Annotated in this window: 14 protein-coding genes and 1 pseudogene; 4 read left to right on the forward strand and 11 right to left on the reverse strand. The window is 47.3% G+C overall.

All coding sequences use genetic code 11. The annotated features are described in order from the left end of the window. Window positions 1–19: 19 nt before the first annotated feature. On the reverse strand, window positions 20–598 hold the full coding sequence (locus tag QT996_RS04215) for a Uma2 family endonuclease (RefSeq protein WP_333044765.1): 579 nt from the start codon (window positions 596–598) through the stop codon (window positions 20–22). Window positions 599–758: 160 nt separating this feature from the next. Next, window positions 759–1,382: a hypothetical protein gene (locus tag QT996_RS04220; RefSeq protein WP_333044766.1), complete on the reverse strand. Its 624-nt coding sequence runs from the start codon at window positions 1,380–1,382 to the stop codon at window positions 759–761. A gap of 117 nt (window positions 1,383–1,499) precedes the next feature. On the opposite strand from QT996_RS04220, the gene QT996_RS04225 reads away from it, so the two are divergent. The 3 genes from QT996_RS04225 (at window position 1,500) to rimM (ending at window position 4,329) form a co-directional block, all read left to right on the forward strand. Further along, window positions 1,500–2,774: a molybdopterin-binding protein gene (locus QT996_RS04225; protein WP_333044768.1), complete on the forward strand. Its 1,275-nt coding sequence runs from the start codon at window positions 1,500–1,502 to the stop codon at window positions 2,772–2,774. A gap of 117 nt (window positions 2,775–2,891) precedes the next feature. Next, the gene (locus QT996_RS04230) at window positions 2,892–3,524 is read left to right on the forward strand and encodes a response regulator (RefSeq protein ID WP_006632834.1); all 633 of its coding nucleotides are present in this window, start codon (window positions 2,892–2,894) and stop codon (window positions 3,522–3,524) included. A gap of 163 nt (window positions 3,525–3,687) precedes the next feature. Then, window positions 3,688–4,329: a ribosome maturation factor RimM gene (rimM, locus tag QT996_RS04235; RefSeq protein WP_333044770.1), complete on the forward strand. Its 642-nt coding sequence runs from the start codon at window positions 3,688–3,690 to the stop codon at window positions 4,327–4,329. 77 nt (window positions 4,330–4,406) lie between these two features. On the opposite strand, the gene QT996_RS04240 is transcribed toward rimM, so the two are convergent. The 9 genes and pseudogenes from QT996_RS04240 to QT996_RS04280 form a co-directional block, all read right to left on the reverse strand. Further along, window positions 4,407–4,865 (reverse strand): phosphate-starvation-inducible PsiE family protein, encoded by a 459-nt coding sequence (locus tag QT996_RS04240; RefSeq protein ID WP_333044771.1) that lies wholly within the window; start codon window positions 4,863–4,865, stop codon window positions 4,407–4,409. A gap of 360 nt (window positions 4,866–5,225) precedes the next feature. Then, on the reverse strand, window positions 5,226–5,534 hold the full coding sequence (locus QT996_RS04245; RefSeq protein WP_015179102.1) for an RNA recognition motif domain-containing protein: 309 nt from the start codon (window positions 5,532–5,534) through the stop codon (window positions 5,226–5,228). 623 nt (window positions 5,535–6,157) lie between these two features. Next, the gene (locus tag QT996_RS04250; RefSeq protein ID WP_333044773.1) at window positions 6,158–8,353 is read right to left on the reverse strand and encodes a nitrate reductase; all 2,196 of its coding nucleotides are present in this window, start codon (window positions 8,351–8,353) and stop codon (window positions 6,158–6,160) included. 373 nt (window positions 8,354–8,726) lie between these two features. Then, window positions 8,727–10,391 carry a nitrate ABC transporter ATP-binding protein gene (locus QT996_RS04255; protein ID WP_333044774.1) on the reverse strand — a complete coding sequence of 555 codons (1,665 nt, stop codon included), beginning with the start codon at window positions 10,389–10,391 and terminating at the stop codon, window positions 8,727–8,729. Window positions 10,392–10,495: 104 nt separating this feature from the next. Continuing rightward, window positions 10,496–12,520, reverse strand: coding sequence for a nitrate ABC transporter ATP-binding protein (locus QT996_RS04260; RefSeq protein WP_333044776.1), 2,025 nt, complete (start codon window positions 12,518–12,520; stop codon window positions 10,496–10,498). Between the two features lie 200 nt (window positions 12,521–12,720). Next, on the reverse strand, window positions 12,721–13,590 hold the full coding sequence (ntrB, locus tag QT996_RS04265; protein ID WP_333044777.1) for a nitrate ABC transporter permease: 870 nt from the start codon (window positions 13,588–13,590) through the stop codon (window positions 12,721–12,723). Between the two features lie 149 nt (window positions 13,591–13,739). Then, entirely contained in the window at window positions 13,740–15,056 is a 1,317-nt protein-coding gene (locus QT996_RS04270; RefSeq protein WP_333044779.1) for a CmpA/NrtA family ABC transporter substrate-binding protein, read from the reverse strand. Window positions 15,057–15,147: 91 nt separating this feature from the next. Next, window positions 15,148–15,471: a 2Fe-2S iron-sulfur cluster-binding protein gene (locus tag QT996_RS04275; protein ID WP_333044794.1), complete on the reverse strand. Its 324-nt coding sequence runs from the start codon at window positions 15,469–15,471 to the stop codon at window positions 15,148–15,150. 24 nt (window positions 15,472–15,495) lie between these two features. Further along, window positions 15,496–17,031 (reverse strand): annotated as a pseudogene (locus QT996_RS04280) (ferredoxin--nitrite reductase); the annotation flags it as partial. A gap of 612 nt (window positions 17,032–17,643) precedes the next feature. Between QT996_RS04280 and QT996_RS04285 the strand changes: the two are divergent. Beyond that, window positions 17,644–17,859, forward strand: a complete 216-nt coding sequence (locus tag QT996_RS04285) for a hypothetical protein (RefSeq protein ID WP_333044780.1) — start codon at window positions 17,644–17,646, stop codon at window positions 17,857–17,859. Window positions 17,860–18,400: the final 541 nt, after the last annotated feature.

Genomic DNA, 18,400 nt, shown 5'->3' on the forward strand with positions numbered 1-18,400 from the left:
ATAGATGCAGGATGTCGGGTTATTCCCAGACTAGCTGCAAGTTTAGCACGAAACCTGGTAAAATATCTTCTCCGGAAAGTTCCGTTGGACATTCCAAAACTTCTTTTTCTTGTCCTTGGCGATAGATTTCGACTCTCCGGGTTTTGCGGTTGATTAACCAGCCTAGTTTTACTTGGTTATTCATGTATTCTTGCATTTTGTCTTGAGTATCTTTTAAACTGTCCGTTGGCGACATTAACTCCAAGACAAAATCTGGGGCAATGGGAGGAAATTTTTGTTTTTGTTCGGGAGTGAGTGCGTCCCATCTTGATTTTTCAATCCAAGAGACATCGGGAGAACGGTTTGCACCGCTTGGCAGTTGGAAGCAAGTTGAAGAATCAAAACAAATTCCCAGTTGAGTTTGTCTGTTCCAAATTCCAAAATCAGTAGCTATTTCAAAATTGTAATTTCCAGTTTCTCCTCCTGTGGGTGACATAACAATTATTTCTCCTTTGGCGTTCCGTTCAAATTTGACATCGGGGTTTTCGCGACACAGGTGATAAAATTGGTCGTCGGTTATTTTGGCGATCGAGTTGAAGTTGATGGTAACTGCTATCATAGTATTTTATCAGGATGCGTTGGGATTTTTAAGACCACATAATGTATATGAATGCGCCTAATTGCCGAGCGAGTCAGATGATGTAAATATTATTAATGTGGCAAGGAGGATTTGAGTTGTATTTTTGGGGAGGCAATTGTGATATCATTATATCATCTACTTATAAATAGCTCTCAATATTTTTATAAAAAGCTTTTTGCAGGAAACACTTACAGACATACCAATAGTAAAATGCAATGTTGATTTCGCTAAACAATTTAGGTACTCCCTCTAGTAAGCTGGAAAAAATCTGGTTTTTTAAATGTAGGGAATCTACGCCGATCGCAAAAAACAACAAGCCCAAACCAGCTAGCAGTATTTGGTAGGGAGTTAACTGTAGTTCTCGCCGAAAAAACCAGCCGTAGGATGACAAAACAACGGCGTACAAAAGACTTACTCCTAGCTTGGGAATTCCTGCTGCTACCATATATATATGAATTCTGTAAATTTCATTTAGTAAAAATCCACCTGTTAAGAAAGCCGAAAAGAGAATAAATCGATTTTCGGAAGTGCGCGGTTGAATACTTTGAGCTAATTTATAGGTAAAAGTACAAACAATGACTGGTAGAGAACATAAAATCTGGAAAGTCCGAGTTAACAAGGCGACATTGGGATTGGGGGAAAAATAAGGGTGAAAGAATAAATCGCTGACTTTTAAGCCGGAAAGTTGAGTGAAAATTATCAGCAGCGCCACTAGGAAGAAGGATAAACAATTTAGTCGGACAACCAAGCGAGAAATAGTCATAAGCAATTAATACCAAAAATTAGGTTTACTGCCCCACTACAAAAAAATTATATCACCAATATCTCTGGATATTTTGCTAAACTTAATCAGGAGTGTTATCAAAACAAGGAGACAGTGATGCTGTCAGTGAAAGAAGCAGAATCGATCGTTCTAAATTTGGCGCAACCCCTCGACAGTCAGCGGGATGTAGAAACTGTAGACTTACTGGCAGCATCGGGGCGCATTTTGGCGGCACCCATCACTGGTTCTCTCGATTTTCCTTATTGGGACAATTCGGCAATGGATGGGTACGCGGTGCGGTTTGCGGATGTCGAAAACTGTAACGCCGACAAACCGATCGCACTTGATATCGTTGAAGAAATTCCAGCCGGATATCAGCCTCAAAATACCGTCCACTCGGGGCAAGCGGCGCGGATTTTTACGGGTGGGGTGATGCCTGCGGGTGCTGATACGGTGGTAATGCAGGAAGAAACAAGGCGTGAGGGCGATCGTATTTTTATCTTAGTTTCTCCTGAAAAACCGCAAGCATTTGTCAGGCACAAAGGCGCTTTTTATCAAGCAGGAACAACTTTGCTAACTCCCGGTACAGTTATCAATGCCCCTGAAATTGCGGTGTTAGCAACTGCCCAGTGTATTCAAGTTCCGGTTTATCGGCGGCTGCGGGTGGCAATTTTTTCTACGGGTGACGAATTGGTCTCGCCAGACGAACCTTTGGCACCCGGGAAACTGGTAGACTCGAATCAGTATGCTTTGACAGTTTTGTTGGCACAAATGGGATTTGATCCGATTCGATTTGGCATTGTTCCTGATAATGAAGAGGCGTTAAAAAAGGCGATATCCCGGGCTGTTGCTACGGCGGATGTGGTGCTTTCTACGGGCGGTGTCTCGGTAGGAGACTACGATTATATTGAAAAAATTTTGGGGGATTTGGGAGGAAAAGTTCACGTTAGTTCTGTGGCGATTAAGCCGGGAAAACCTTTAACAGTTGCTGGGTTTAAACGAGGTGAAAAAAATCAGGATTCGCCGAGTTGGAGTTCGGATTGTCTCTATTTTGGTTTGCCCGGAAATCCGGTTTCTGCTTTAGTCTGCTGTTGGCGGTTCGTGGTACCTGCTTTGAGAAAGATGTCTGGGCTTGCCCCGGATGCTTGGGGGCCGGAGTTTGTCAAAGCTAGGTGTAATGCTGAATTGCCTTCCCCAGGCAAGCGCGAAACTTATGTTTGGGGTAAACTACATTTAGTTGCGGGCGTGTGGGAATTTGAACCTGCTACTGGCAGCCAAAATTCAGCGAATTTAATTAACCTCGCCAATACAAGTGGTTTAGCAGTTTTGCCACCAGCGGACACCGGGATTGAACCGGGCGAATTCGTTGAAGTTTTAAAAATTAGTCATTAGTTATTTGTTATTGGTTCAGTATAAGTTCATGTAAAATATTAACAACTAAGTAATCTTCCTTTTTCCTGACATCCGTTACATCCGTTACACAATCCGTTGCCGAACTTCCTTCGTATTATGAGAATTTTAATTGTTGAAGATGACCCGATGATGCAACTGGGATTAGAGCAAGTTTTAGCCGATTCCCCAGAAATAGAAATAGTAGGACAAGCAGAAGACGGCTATTTAGGCGTAGCAGCAGCACTGAAACTAAAACCTGATATTATTGTAATGGATATCGGTTTGCCGCGGCTGGACGGCATAGCAGCGACGCAGCAAATTAAAGCACAACTGCCAGAAGTTCGAGTAGTAATGTTAACTTCTCACACGGCAGAAACTGAAATTATTGCGGCCCTTTCTAGCGGTGCTGATGCTTATTGCATTAAAGGTGCTTCCGTAGACAGGCTGTTAGCAGCGATTGCAGCCGCAGCAGAGGGCGCTACATACCTTGACCCCCAAATTGCCCGGACTGTCATAGAACACCTCAAGCCCCCAATACCTGCCTCTACAACTACTTTTGGTCAGTTGTCACAGCGGGAATTGGAGGTGTTAAAATTAATGGTGGAAGGTAACAGCAATCCCGAGATAGCAGCGGCGCTTTACTTGAGCCCAAATACTATTAAAACTCACGTTCGCGGTATTATGAATAAGTTGGCAGTGGATGACCGCGTGCAAGCAGCAGTTGTAGCGCTGAGAACTGGATTGGTGTAAAGAAGGAAGAAGGAAGAAGGAAGAAGGAAGAAGGAAGAGGGAGAAGGGAAGAGGGAAGAAGGAATAAAAATAATTCAACATTTTTCAGTTGCCACTCCCCAATTCTCCATTTCAAACACCAAATTTCCATTATCAATTACTAGCAATTTGAGTGATATAATGTATGTCTGAATGGATAGAAATCGGTAAAATTGTAGCAGCTCAAGGTTTGGACGGGGAAGTGCGAGTCTATCCCGATTCGGATTTCCCGGAAAGGTTTATCGAACCGGGGAAGCGGTGGATTCTGCGCCCTAACAAAAGTGAACCGGAACCGATCGAGTTTTTGGGCGGTCGCTACATTCCGGGCAAAGGGCTGTATGCTGTAGAGGTAGAGGGTGTGGAAGACCGCGATAGTGCTGAGGCGCTGCGGGGCTGTAAGTTGTTTGTTGAAAAGACCGATCGACCTTACCTGGAAGGTGATGAGTTTTACGTCCAAGATTTGATCGGTATGGAAGTTTTTAACCAGTTAACCGGGGAAATCCTAGGCAAGGTAAGTGATATTATTCCCGCAGGTAACGACCTTTTAGAAGTAGAAACGAATCTAACGCCGCCGGAAACTGTCGTTGCAGAATTAGAAAAACCAAAACAGCCTGAAACTCCCAAAGCCAACGCTGACCCCAGAAATACCCGCAAACCACGGAAAATTCGCGCTAAAGAGCCTAAATCCACAAAAATTTTGATTCCTTTTGTGGAAGAGATTGTGCCAGTTGTTGACTTAGAACAAGGCCGAATTGAAATTGTGCCTCCTCCTGGTTTGTTGGAATAATATCATGTCCGGTCGAGCGACCGGACATGATATTAGTTATTAACCATTTCCAATCCCCAATTCCCCATTTCCCAATATTAATTATTTCCTTTATTTGTGTACCGCACTATCAAGTAACTGATGGAAAGCGCAAAAATTGCAATCGCCAAACCAATCAAGTCGGCTGCGGTTTTCTTTTCCAGGTCAAGAATGATGATTTTTCGAGATACTGCTATCAAAGAAGTTACAATAACTAGCTCTACTTGAATTATGTGCTTTTTCAGATAAGCTGTAATATTTTCCAAGATTTCCAGAGCAATTAAAACATTTAAAAATAACCCAAATATGACAAATAACGTGTCTTTTAACAAATTATCAGTGTGGTTTACCAAGTCTTTTGCTAAAAAAATCAGCAAATCGCAAACGCTGACGATAATTACCAAAATCATCGCCAGTGATAAAATTTTCGATATTATTACCTCTACACTTTCTGTAAAATGCAGAAAATTTTCCTCATTCCCTAACTTAGAAATTTGCCTAAATATTTTTTTCAGCATACCCGTGATTTAGTCATCTTTCTTGATGATTCTGTCATTGTTCGGTACACTTTGCAAGCGCCCAACTCTGGGATGGCCTGGTTTCGCGGCGGCGACAGGTTGCTGGGGAAGGTGACTCTCTGGGCCTGTTATATTTTATAATTTTTCGTGTCAGCTAGGAATCGATCGCACGCGATCGAACTCCTGATTAATAATTTTTGCCATAAAAAAGCCTCAAAATATTGTCTAGCAATATTTTGAGGCTTTTAAGGCGAGGTGCAATCACTGAACTAACTATCTATTCTCAACAGAGAATGATTGTTTACTCCCAGCTTGCTCCGACGCAATATACAAGCTAGCTAAAAATTTAGCTCGGGTGGTTTAGTAGCGACGAGAATTGCCACCGCGATCGTTGTTACCCCAGTTACCGCCGCCACTAGGACGTTCTTCGCGGGGTTTTGCCTTATTGACCTTGAGGTCGCGACCCATCCACTCAGCACCGTCAAGAGCCTCAATGGCTGCAGCTTCTTCTGCTTCAGTAGACATTTCTACAAAAGCGAAGCCGCGCATCCGACCTGTTTCCCGGTCAGCAGGCAACTGAACGCGCTTTACTGTTCCGTACTCTCCAAAAGTTTGGTTGAGGTGCTCCTGCGTTACTTCGTAGGATAAATTGCCGACATAGATTGACATTGAACATTCTCCAGAATCAGAGTGTGTAGAGATTTAAATCCGGAGGAACGCCGATCGAACGAACTGCACTGCCGAAAATAAAGCCTTGTAAAACGATTATAGCACCTTGAGGTGCAAACGGCAATTGTCTGACTCGATTAATTAAAAACAAAGCACAAGCCTTTGGCCATAAGGCATTCAGCCGAAGCAAAAACCCCCAATCTAGAAGGAAAAACTCAGAATAAATAAATTTAGTTTTCCTTGTTCCCGGGCTCTGCCGGGGAAACGCAGGCTGTAGGCTGCGTAAGCGCATAACGATTTTAGGTTTTAGATCTGGGAGTTGAGATTTAAGATTTATGTGTAGGGTATGTCCGGGTTCAAAATTGCTTGATCGAGAGAGGTTGTTACCCTAAAAAACGGATACAAGCCCCGGACTGCTGTCGGGAAGAGTGCAAAATTTTAGACTCTTGTTCAAGAACCCAGATTCATGTGTGTAGTAAATCTTCAATCTTCGACTGAGCGCGATTGACTGAGCGCTACCCGAACGTATCGCCGAACCTCCACCACGTCCTCCCCAGGTCGATCGCCCGGGGCTTCCCGCTCGTTCTTCAGTGATTTGTAACATCCCGTAGTTGGACGCCAGCTCAAGAAGTGACGGCGAGGGTGGATTTTGCCCAATTAAATTCCCCAACTTCTGCGGCAACTTCTGCGACAACTTCCGTCGCAGTTTCTGGCCCAACCAGCACCAACTGTACTGCACAAGCTTTTAACTCGGGCTGTTTGGAATCTGGACAGCTTGCAGCATGAGTCATGGCATTGGCTTCAGCACCTTCAGCCCACAGAGAACCCCAGTGCATGGGTACAAATAGCGTACCTGGGGCGATCGCCTTTGTGACTTTTGCTGGAAACTGCGCCTTGCCGCGGCGCGATCGAACTTCCAGCAAATCCCCCTCCTTAATCTGCAATTTGGCAGCATCGCGGGGGTGAATTTCCAAAAACGGATCGGGATGCAATTGATTAATTTTTTCTGTTCTACCCGTCCGCGTCATCGTGTGCCAGTGTCCGTAAACTCTCCCTGTCGTCAACACAAACGGATAATTGGGATCGGGAGGTTCTGCCAGTCCCCGGGAGTGATATGCCGCAAATCTCGCCCGCGCGTCAGGAGTGTGAAAACGCCTGTCAGTATACAGCCGTTTCGCTTCGTTCGCTGGATGCACAGGCTCGTTTTCGCGACAAGGCCACTGCTGTGGCCCTTTTTGGCGGATGTATTCGTGGCTCAGACCGGTCATGTCGCAAGGCTGGCCCCGCGTCAACTGCGCGTACTCTGTAAAAACCTCGGCACTGTTCTCGAAAGCAAAGTGTTCAGCAAAACCCAATCGGCGGCCGACTTCAGCGAAAATGCTCCAGTCGTCGCGGGCTTCCCCGGAGGGAGTGTCGAAACCGGGACAAAAGGTAACGCGGCGTTCGGAATTCGTCATTACTCCGGTTTTTTCGCTCCACTGCGTTGCCGGCAGCAGGATGTGAGCGTAGGCGGAGGTTTCAGTGGGATAGTAAGCTTCTTGATAAATAGTAAAGGGCGATCGCAGCAAAGCGGCTTTAGTGCGTTCCAAATCCGGCATACTCACCACCGGATTGGTAGCTGCAATCCACAGCAACTCGACTTCACCAGTTTCCAAACCGGTAATCATCTCCCAAGCTGTGCGGCCCGGATTCGGGGAAATGCTTCCCGGTGCGATTCCCCAAAACTCCTCCACTTGGGTTCTGTGTTGGGCATTTTTCACAAATCGGTAGCCTGGGAGCAAGTGAGACAGTCCTCCGGCTTCCCGCCCTCCCATGGCGTTTGGCTGGCCGGTGAGGGAAAACGGGCCACATCCCGGTTTGCCGATTTGACCGGTCATCAAGTGCAAATTAATCAGCGATCGCACCTTTGCCGTGCCTTCCGACGACTGATTCATCCCCATCGACCACAGCGACAAAACGCGCTGCGACTGTTCCCAGTAGTTTGCCGCCGTTTCTAACTCGCTGACAGTAATGCCACAGCGCGAGGCTACAAACTCCGGCGTGTAGCTGCTAATAACCTCAGCAAAAGCTGAAAAATTCTCCGTGCATTCTTGAATAAACTCCGAATCTATTGCTTGCCTGCGTAACAGCAAATAGGCAATTCCGTTAAGCAAATCTATATCCGTACCCGGTTTAATTGCTAAGTGCAAATCCGCCGCTTCAGCAGTCGGAGTTCGCCTTGGATCTACCACAATCATCTTAACATGGGGGTGCTTTTTGTGGTATTTTGCTAATCGATTGAATACGATCGGATGGCATTCCGCTGTATTGCTGCCAATAATAAAAGCGCAATCGGTTAATTCTAGATCGTCGTAACAGCAAGGTGGCCCGTCCGAGCCCAAGCTTTGAACGTATCCAGAGACTGCTGAAGACATACACAAGCGAGAATTAGCATCAAAATTATTAGTACCCAGACAACCTTTCATTAGTTTCTGGGCAATATAATAATCTTCTGTAACGAATTGACCCGAACCGTAAACGCACAAAGCATCGGGGCCGCTGGTGCTGCGAATTGTTTGGATGCGGTTAACAATTGCATCGAGAGCTTCGTCCCAGCTAGCGCGGCGGAACGGTTGGTCGAGAGTATCTCGCATCATCGGATACATTAGCCGATCGCTCCGAATCGACTCTGCTACGGTTGCTCCCTTAATACAAACCATGCCCTGACTCGATGGGTGATTGCGATCGCCCCGCACTTTCCAACTTTGTTTTTTGTCGGCTACAACTTCAAGACCGCAACCTACACCGCAGTAAGGGCAAAGAGTTTTTATAGTTTCCATCTGGTGATTTTAGATGCTAATTTTTGAAAGCTAATGGGTAAGTGGTAATTCATTATTATAGTCGGAACTGAAGGCTCCTGCAAATAACCTGTCAATCCTTACTAAATTACCGCAAAAATGCTTCCCAGAAACGGACAATACCCTGATTTAAAATTACCCGCTCTCTTACTAAAACTCGCGCTCGCTCTCGCTTGTAGTCAGCTTCTGATTGCTACTAAATCTTACTCAAACAGAGGAAATTCCAACCTAACTCTTGTCACCCCAAGAATGGGGGATAGGAGGAACTTTTGCCGAGTTCAAACAGCGCCCAGGTACTACTTTTGACCTAGTTGTTAATAGCAATGTGAGATTTAGGGCGGGAGGATTATGTCGCCTACTTCCCTGATTTTACTTCAAATACGCCATTGTTGGTGGGGCTAAAAGTTACTTGGAAATCAGCAGTTTTTTCAGCGCCTGCTGTGGCACCTGCAGGAGTTTGCAAAACCGGCAGAGGAGTTTCTTTGACGAAATCTTTAGCTGCTTTATTTGTGGGCTCGAACTGTAGGATATCGCCGTTTTGTTTTACTTTGACCCGATAAGTCAAGCTTTCGGTAAACGTTGGAATTGTTCTCCACTTTTGGTCGATTTGTGCATACAACTTCTGCCCGATCGCATCGAGTTCAGCTTGGTCAGAAATCTCTGATGTGGCACTGGTTGCTGCATTGGGCGCGGCGGTGTTAGTGGCAGCAGGTGAGGCAGCCGTCGCGGCAGCAGCGATGGGTGCAGGACTTGCAGCAGCAGGCGAGGCAGCAGCGATGGGTGCAGGACTTGCAGCAGCAGGCGATGCAGGGCTAGCATTCGGTGCGATCGAACTTGCTGCAATTTGCGGGCTGGGGGGTGAACTCACAACGGCCGTCGCAGTCGTCGCCTGCGGTGCAGTTTCTCCTAGTTTCGCTTGCTTTAGCTGGCTGGAAACACCAGACATATTGACTGCTGCTAAAGTAACCATTGCTACTAACCACGAGGCTGCCAGGATGCCGCCTTTGATCGGCGAGGCTTCAGGAAATTCCGCAGCGTGAGGCATAAAGGACACAGGTGGCATCGGCCTGTCAGCAACCACAGGCTTTTTGCTAGCAGGTAATGGCATCGGTAGCGCGACGGCTTCTGTCTCCGAGTCCGTTGCTTCATCCTCTTCGTGGTGGGCGTACCGAGAAAACAGGAACTCCAAAGCAAAGTTACGCAGTTCGTAGTATTTCGGGTCTTCCATAATCCGCGCCCGGTTGCGGGGACGGCTGAACGGAACGTGCATATCTTCGCCGATGGAAGCTGCTGGTCCGTTGGTCATCATCACGATGCGATCGGCCAAAAACAAAGCTTCATCAATATCGTGAGTAATCATAATGACGGTAATTTTTTCCTTCCGCCAAATTTTTAGCAATTCTTCCTGCAACTCTTCTCGGGTAATCGGGTCTAGAGCTCCGAAAGGTTCGTCCAAAATCAACAGTTTGGGACGAGTTGCCAGAGCTCGGGCGATCGCCACCCGCTGTTTCATCCCCCCGGACAATTGGCCCGGTCTTTTGTTACAAGCTTCCGTCAGCCCGACTAATTCCAAGTGTTCCTTGACGATCGTATTGTGTTCGTCTGCGGACTTTTCCGGGTAAACATTTTCAACGCCGAGGTGAATATTTTCAGTAGCAGTCAGCCACGGTAGCAGCGAGTAGTTTTGAAATACCACCATTCTGTCCGGGCCTGGTTCAGTAATCTGCGAACCTTCCAAAGCCACTTCACCGTTTGTCGGGCCGTTGAATCCCGCGATCATATTCAGCAAAGTTGATTTGCCGCAGCCCGAGTGACCGATCAAACAAATAAATTCGCCTTCATTAATAGTCAGGTTTACACCGTCGAGAACGACGTAAGGGCCTTTAGGAGTTGCGTAGACTTTCGATACGTCTTTAATAGTAAGAAAGTCTTGCTTGGGCGTTTGAATTTTGGTTGTTTGGGGAGTTTTGATAGTTTGCATATTTTCAGGATTTGGATTCTGGGTTTGGGAATTAGACATGACAACTTTGGATTGATAATTTTAAATTACGGAGTTAGGAAGCGGGAAATATGGAGTCTTGTTTCCTGATTTCTTGCTCCTGATTCCCTCTTCCTATTTGCTGGTTAGGCTGGCAGTTTGATCGAACACTGACTGCCTATTTGTTCAATTAAGATTTCTTCAATGCGGACGGCGCGCTTGATTTTGACATTGTGAAGATACTGGATCGGGTCGTCTAGATTAAACACAGTGCCGTCAAATAGCTCGATCGTCCGGCGATCTCTGGCAATATCCGGCAAACCCAATTCGCGCACAGCTTGACCGAAAACATCGGGCCGCAAAACTCGATCGACCACTTCCACCCAGTTTTTCGGGAACGGAATCAGCCCCCAGCGAGCCATCTGCGCCATCACCCACACCATTTCTAGGCGGTCTGGACAATTGGTTTTGTCAACATAGAACTGGTTGAAGTTGTACAGCATTTCTGGTTCTGCCTCCGTACCGGAGTTGTACGGGTCGAGGAACCCCGGACGGATGTCTTTGGGATCGGCGCCGATGTATTGTTCTTGGCTAATCAATGCTAGGACTTCTTCACGGTTGCGGCGATCGTCGCAGTAGTCGCAGGCTTCCAAAAGCGCTTTGACGAGGGCGAGGTGGGTTTGAGGATATTTCTGAGCCCAATCTTCGGTAACACCGAGAACTTTTTCGATGTGCCCGGGCAGAATATCCAGGGAACGGGCCATAACAAAACCCGTACCGCTGTTGACTGCGTGGGAGTTCCAGGGGTCGCCTGAGCAGTAGGCGTCAATGTTGCCTGCTTTTAAATTCGATACCATCTGCGGGGGCGGAATCACGGTCAAGCCCACGTCGAGGTCGGGGTCGATGCCGCCGGCGGCCAGCCAGTAGCGGAACAGCAGATTGTGCATAGAGGCGGAGTGTACCATGCCCAAGGTGTGAGCTTTATCGGGACTCTTGGCGATCGCAGCTTTGAAATCCTCTAATGTCCGAATGCCTTGTCTGTAAAGATCCTTGCTGAAAACAATGGAATTGCCGTTGCGGGACAGCGTGAGGGCGCTACAGACGGGTACAGGGGCTTCACCGTCCAGGCCCAACAGCATGGCGATCGGCATTCCTGCGACCATTTGCGCCGCGTCCAGCCGTCCTTCGGCGACTCCTTGGGCGATCGCTTTCCAGCCCGGTTCGCGACTGAGAGTAACTTCTTCCAAGCCGTGGGCTTTGAAAAATCCTTTTTCTTTAGCTACTACTAAGGGGGCGCAGTCGGTGAGGGGAATAAAGCCGATGTCGAGGTTGATTTTTTCCAAGCCGTTGCGGGCGATGACAGGCGGTTGTTGTTTGGCCCTGCGCTGTTTGACCCGCTTTTGCTGGTTGAGGAAGTAAACCATTTCGTTACGCAGCGAATAGTAACTCGGATGGTTGACCACTTCCATGCGTTTGCGGGGGCGGGGAATGTTCACTTCGAGGATTTGCCCGATTTGCGCTTCCGGGCCGTTGGTGAGCATCACAATGCGATCGCTCAGCAATAAAGCTTCGTCAACGTCGTGAGTTACCATCACGCTGGTAACTTTGCTTTCCTCGCAAATTTTCATCAACTGTTCTTGCAAACCGCCCCGAGTTAAAGCGTCGAGGGCTCCGAAGGGTTCGTCTAGCAGCAGCAATTTCGGGCGAATCGCCAGGGCGCGGGCGATCGCAACTCTTTGTTTCATCCCCCCAGAAATTTCACCTGGGCGTTTGTCGGCGGCGTGGCCGAGTCCGACCAATTTAATGTGGTGTTCGATCACCAACTCGCGATCTTCTTTAGAGTTACCGCTGTAAATTTCCTCTACTGCTAGGGCAATATTTTCGCGCACCGTCAGCCAAGGTAGCAGCGAGTAATTTTGAAACACCACCATTCTGTCGGGGCCTGGATCGCGGACTTCGCGTCCTTCTAAAGTAATCCCGCCCTGACTTGCTTTGTCGAGACCGGCGATGATATTTAGCAGCGTAGATTTGCCGCAGCCCGAGTGACCGATTAAGGTGATGAATTCTCCCTTTTTAATTTTAAGTTCGATATTTTTAAGAGCGATGTATTGCTCTCCATTGGGCAAGTTAAATACGCGATCAACGTGGTCTACTTCAACAAATACTGACATGGCTATTTTAGGTTAGTTTGTAATTTGTAGATGCTAGTTATTAATTGGGCATTGGGCATTGGGCATTGTTGACTGTTGACTGTTGACTGTTGACTGTTGACTGTTGACTAATAGCTAATAACAGATAACAGATAACAGATAACCAATTCCCTGTTTGGCCCATGCCCCATGCCCCCTGGCCCATGCCCCATGCCCAAATCCTATTTCTGTTCTTCGGGAACAACTTTGGAAGCGATGAAACCAACGATTCTGTCTAAAATTAAACCGACAATTCCTACATAAAGCACTGCTAGAATCACTGCGCTGAGTCTAGAACTGTTGTAAGCATCCCAGATGAAGAACCCGATGCCGACGCCGCCGACTAACATTTCCGCAGCTACGATCGCCAGCCAAGACAAACCGATGCCGATTCTCAAGCCAGTGAAGATGTAAGGAACTGAAGAGGGCAGCAGGATTTTCCAGAAGTATTTTTGGTTAGGGAGGCGCAAAACGCGGGCGACGTTTCTGTAGTCTTGAGGTATTTGTTGAACGCCTACTGTGGTATTAATTAAAATCGGCCAAATTGCTGTAATTAAGATGACGAAGAGTGCTGATACTTCGTTAGCTTTTACCCCCATGCCTTCAAAGGGATTGAACTGTTGAAATACTGCCAGGGCGATCGGCAGCCAAGCCAGGGGCGGGATAGTTCTGAATACTTGAAACAGCGGGTCTAAAGCATCGAACATTAAGGAGTTTGTGCCGATCAGGATGCCTAAACTGATGCCGAGAACTGCTGCCAAAGTAAAGCCGATCGCCACCCGCTGCAAGCTAGCCAAAATTTGCCAGAACAAGCCTTTGTCTGTACCGCCGTTGTCGAAGAAAGGATTAATAATCAGATTCCAGCTTTCTTGGACAGCTTTGATTGGCCCCGGCAAGGTGGATGAGGCGTCGTGGCAGAGGATTTGCCATATTATCAGTAGAACTGTGATCGCAACTAGCGGGCGGATGATTTTTCGGCGGTTTTTTTGAACATGATCCAGAACGAAATTTACTGGATTTTTGCTTTTAGTAACAGCGAGGTTTGTTGCCATTTTTGTGTGTGGACTATTGTGAATAATGGATTATTTGTAGATACTTTGAAGGGTTCACCGTGTCTGGGGTGGGTTGAGTTAGAAAACCCAACTCCACTCACTTTTAAAATTTGTCAACTGTCAACAGTAAACTGTCAACTCTTCACTAATTATGCTTTTTTGATTACCAGACCCTTCAGATATTCTTGTGGTTTTTCTGGATCAAACTTTACGCCGTCAAAGAAGGTTTCAACACCGCGAGAAGTAGTAGTAGGAATTTGGGCTGCGGGAACGCCAAGTGCTGTCGCTGCTGCTTTCCAAATATCTTCGCGGTTAACTTTATCAACCGTGGCTTTGATGTCGGTAGTTGCCGGCATATAACCCCAACGGATATTTTCAGTTAAGAACCAAGTATCATGGCTCTTGTAGGGATAAGAAGCATTATCAGCCCAGAATTTCATCGCCACTGGGCTGGCAGCTTCAATGCGGCCGGTACCGTAGTCAATTTGACCCTTAGAGCGACCGATAATATCTGCTACTGGAACTTTTAACCACTTATCTTGAGAGATGATTTGACACATCTCATCGTGATTTTCTGCCTTGTCGCACCACTGCTGGGCTTCCAGTATGGCCATTGTTATTGCTTTAGCAGCTTTAGGATTTTTTGCAACCCAATCTCCTCTTAAAGCGAAAGCTTTTTCTGGGTGGTCTTTCCAAAGTTCTCCGGTTACTAAGGCGGTGTATCCTACCTTTTGAGTAACTAGCTGAGCATTCCAAGGTTCGCCTACGCAAAAGGCTTCCATGCTGCCAGATTTCATGTTCGCTACCATTTGGGGCGGCGGTATGGGAATCACGGAAACATCTGTATCTGGATTAATACCGCCGGCTGCTAGCCAGTAGCGCATCCACAAGTCGTGGGTGCCGCCGGGAAAAGTTATAGCAATTTTTTGATTGGCGAGGGCTTCTTTGAGAGGTTTGCTGTCAGTACCTACTTTTAAATCTAGGTATTTTTTGCTGAGGGAAATTGCTTGACCGTTAGTATTTAACCGGGCAACAATGTTCATCGGCACTGGCTGATTGCCTTTGGTAATAGTGCCTAATGTCATTTGGTAAGGCATCGGGGATAAGATGTGGGCGCCGTCAATACCGCCTTTTTCCGAACCGAGTTCTAAGTTGTCGCGAGTAACTGGCCAAGATGCTTGTTTGGTAACTTGTACGTCTTTCATCCCGTACTTGGCAAATAACCCTTTTTCTTGGGCGATGATTAAGGGTGCTGAGTCGGTGAGGGCGATGAATCCGAGTTTGGCTGTGGTAACTTCTGGGGCGTCAGCAGGGTTGATGTTGACTGCTGGGGTGGCGCTGGGTGTGGCACCGCTGGGAGTTGCGCTAGATGTGGTCGAACCGGAACTGCAACCGTGGGCTAGGAGGGTGCCGGCTGCTGTTGCTCCGGCGGTGATGATGAATTTTCTTCTAGAAAGGTTGCTCATTTGTCTTGAATTGTTGTTGTACTTTGAGATCTTGGAAATGTGAGATGTGAGATTGATTCGCGACCTTGGCATCGTATCTCACATTGTGAGATTAGGCGTCGATCGACACTTTGCCGATCGCCCGCGCGCTGCAAGCTAAAATGAACCCTGGTTCTAAGTCTCGGGCCGCGTCGGGTTGGCTGTCGTAGACTGTTTGGCCTTCTAGGAGTTTCTGCTGGCAAGTGCCACAGCTTCCCGACCGGCAATTGCTGTCAAGTTCGACTCCGGCCCGTTCGGCAACATCGAGAATGAACTCATCTTCGCTGCAAGCAACTTCTTTGCCCGATCGAGCGAAAATGACGGTAGATGTCTGAGGTTTGGCTGCCGGGACTGCCGTTTCGTCCCTGTCAACCGTCAGTTGCAGTTGCCGGTTCAGCGAAACTACATCTTCTTGAGATTGATTGGGAACAGCCCCGAAGTTATCGACTAACAGTTGGCGCAGCACTGGTTTGAGGTCTTCGCAAGGGATGCTTTTTTGGACGCAAGTACCCAAATGAGCGTCTTTGCCGACTGTGCCTCCCATGTAAATGTCTACACCTTCGAGGGTTTTGCCGTTCTTGCGAACTTTTGTTCCCATCAAACCGATGTCTGCTACTTGGGGTTGACCGCAGGAATTGGGGCAACCCGTCCAGTGAATTCTGACCGGTTTGGGAACTGACAGTTCGACTTCGAGTTCCTCAATCATTGCCACGGATCGGCTTTTGGTTTCGATGAGGGCGAAGTTGCAAAACTTGGCGCCGGTGCAGGAAACCAATGCTCGCGTCAGCGGTGCGGGGTTGAGCGAAAAACGCTGCAACAGCGGTTCTTTGACCAGCGATTCAATCCGCGAGTCGGGAACGTTGGGAATAATCACGTTTTCTTCGACGGTGAGCCTGAGTTCGCCGCTGCCGTAAACCTCGGCGATTCTGGCAAAATCGAATAAATCCGATGCCTGCAGCCGTCCGACGGGAACGTGCAGCCCTACATAGTTGAGCCCTGATTGTTTTTGGGGGTAGATGCCGATGTGGTCGCGTTTGTCCCAGGTGATTTCATCTTTGGGCGCGGCGGCGGGCAAAGTGCGACCTAATTCTTGTTCGACTGCGGCTCGGAATTGTTCGATTCCGAGTTCGTCAATCAGCCACATCAGCCGGGATTTTTGGCGGTTTGCTCTCGGGCCTTGATCGCGAAACACAGTTAAAATTGCTTTGCACAAATCTACAACATCGGTGGGACTTGCCCATGCGTTGAGAGGAATTGCAGCTTCGCAGCGTTTGGCGGAGAAGAAGCCGCCGACTAAAACGTTAAAGCCGATGTTGCCGTCTTTGTAAGCGGGTACGAAGGCGATGTCGTTGATTTCTGCGTGGACTGAGTTGTCGCGACAGCCTGCGATCGCAATATTAAACTTTCGTGGCAAATTTGAAAACGCGGGGTTGCCTTCGCCGCTGTTCGTAATCAAATCTTGGACTTGGTTCGCCAGTTCCCGCGTATCTATCAGTTCGTCGGCGTCGAGCCCTGCGACTGGGGAACCCGTGATGTTACGCACGTTGTCCATACCAGACTGGATGCTGGTCATGCCCGCTTCTTTGAGGCGGCGGAAGATGTCGGGCAAGTCTTCGATGCGAATTCCCCGCAATTGCAGGTTTTGTCTGGTGGTGATGTCGGCGCTGCCATCGTCCCCGTAGCGCTGTACAATTTCTCCTAGCGTTCTGGTTTGATTGCTAGTAATGATGCCGTTGGGCAAGCGCAGCCGCATCATGAATTTGCCGGGAGTGACTGGCCGAAAGAAGATGCCGAGCCATTTGAGGCGGTGCTCGCGATCGGTTTCGTCCATTGCTTCCCAGCCGATCGCGGCGAAGTGGTCGAGTTCGGCTTTTAATGCTAAGCCATCTTTTTCGGCTTTGAGTTTTTCAAACTTATTCAGGCTCGCTTGGGCTTTGGGTTCTACTGTTTGGGTCATCGGTTTACCCTCGCTGCTGGCTGGTGTGGGGAGGTATTGACTTGGAGCATAAAGTGTGTGTTTCCTGCTAACCTTAGTGACTGTATGGATTTAAAACTGTATATTTAGTTACTAGATGGAATTTCTTTTAAGCATGGTTGGTCTTCTGTAAACTTGAGCTTGACTGGGCGCTGGCTCGAACGTCGCCAAACTATTTATGGTTATAGTTGCTACCGATGATTCGGTCGATCGCTGCGTTTCCATGCACCTTTGTTATGAGCTAATGTAAAGCCCACGATTGTAAATATTCGTAGCTATTTTTACAAAATATTGAGTTTTATGAATATTTCGCATACTGGCGATGCGTTTTATACATGGAAAATGGGTAAAGAGACCCACAAAACCGAAAAATCTCTCTAAATCTTTAGATTTAAGAGGGGAGAGGGGGATATTGGAATATCTAAGATTACTGTTGTGAGTGCGATCGCAGACTTAAAACGAGATCGTCACAACATTAGAGCGGTCGCTGTCACACAATTTGCCTCAAAACATCACGTTATGTGCTATGCCAGCGTCACTATTAATTTTCGGAGAACGAGAGATGATACAAGTATCGAATTCAGGGAACGTGTCATGCTTTTAGTTCAACTTATCCCCGGCGCTATTTCCGAAATGCTTGCCTCTGTTACCGATACGGGCAGTTTAACTTTAGCCGATCGCTACGGTTTGATGGCCGCTGTTTTGGACGACTCTCTCGACGAGGAACAGAGACATTCGATCAACCGCCTGCTGCGTTCTGTGATCAAGGGAAGAGTCAAGATAGTCAACGAACTGTCGGCGACATATTAACAGCATTTAAAAATTTGATTGATTTATGCAGCGCATAAGAGTGCAGAAACCACCGCGCGAGTTAGAAGGAACCCACGATGCCTGCTGCGGATGTAGGGCAGGAAGTTTCTTGGGTGTTCTAAAAACGTGCGATCGTTCTTGCCGTATGATTTTTTTTGATTCTCCAATTCTCGCTTTGGCCGACACTTACAGAAAAAGTGGTGATTCACAGTTTTGACGCTCAATTAAGAGCCTGTTGGGTTGAACGCTTATGGTAAAATTAGTAAAGTTGTTGTGCGCGATCGGCATTTGAAAAGTTTGAGGAATGAAGTCATCCCAACCAACATAGTTATAATTATTGAACAGGGCTGGGGATGAAATACAATTTATGAAAATTATTAATCAAACAATCGAATAATTAATAGAATTAGGCCTCGGCATCTACCACATCACGCCCCCTCTTGTCAAAATTAATTGGTAATTAATAAAAAATCAATTAAGTCGCTCTGCATGAAAAAACCATAAGCTCTTGTAGAGGCGGGTACCGCCTATATCTGGACTA

It is taken from the genome of Microcoleus sp. S13C4 (genome assembly GCF_036700865.1).
Taxonomy (GTDB): Bacteria; Cyanobacteriota; Cyanobacteriia; order Cyanobacteriales; family Microcoleaceae; genus Microcoleus.

Excerpts from the sequence above, each read along its gene's own strand:
- QT996_RS04225 (WP_333044768.1), top strand. The coding sequence starts at position 1,500 with ATGCTGTCAGTGAAAGAAGCAGAATCGATCGTTCTAAATTTGGCGCAA.
- QT996_RS04240 (WP_333044771.1), bottom strand. The coding sequence starts at position 4,865 with ATGCTGAAAAAAATATTTAGGCAAATTTCTAAGTTAGGGAATGAGGAA.
- QT996_RS04260 (WP_333044776.1), bottom strand. The coding sequence starts at position 12,520 with ATGTCAGTATTTGTTGAAGTAGACCACGTTGATCGCGTATTTAACTTG.
- QT996_RS04250 (WP_333044773.1), bottom strand. The coding sequence starts at position 8,353 with ATGGAAACTATAAAAACTCTTTGCCCTTACTGCGGTGTAGGTTGCGGT.
- QT996_RS04215 (WP_333044765.1), bottom strand. The coding sequence starts at position 598 with ATGATAGCAGTTACCATCAACTTCAACTCGATCGCCAAAATAACCGAC.
- QT996_RS04245 (WP_015179102.1), bottom strand. The coding sequence starts at position 5,534 with ATGTCAATCTATGTCGGCAATTTATCCTACGAAGTAACGCAGGAGCAC.
- QT996_RS04230 (WP_006632834.1), top strand. The coding sequence starts at position 2,892 with ATGAGAATTTTAATTGTTGAAGATGACCCGATGATGCAACTGGGATTA.
- rimM (WP_333044770.1), top strand. The coding sequence starts at position 3,688 with ATGTCTGAATGGATAGAAATCGGTAAAATTGTAGCAGCTCAAGGTTTG.
- QT996_RS04255 (WP_333044774.1), bottom strand. The coding sequence starts at position 10,391 with ATGTCTAATTCCCAAACCCAGAATCCAAATCCTGAAAATATGCAAACT.
- QT996_RS04270 (WP_333044779.1), bottom strand. The coding sequence starts at position 15,056 with ATGAGCAACCTTTCTAGAAGAAAATTCATCATCACCGCCGGAGCAACA.
- QT996_RS04285 (WP_333044780.1), top strand. The coding sequence starts at position 17,644 with ATGCTTTTAGTTCAACTTATCCCCGGCGCTATTTCCGAAATGCTTGCC.
- ntrB (WP_333044777.1), bottom strand. The coding sequence starts at position 13,590 with ATGGCAACAAACCTCGCTGTTACTAAAAGCAAAAATCCAGTAAATTTC.
- QT996_RS04220 (WP_333044766.1), bottom strand. The coding sequence starts at position 1,382 with ATGACTATTTCTCGCTTGGTTGTCCGACTAAATTGTTTATCCTTCTTC.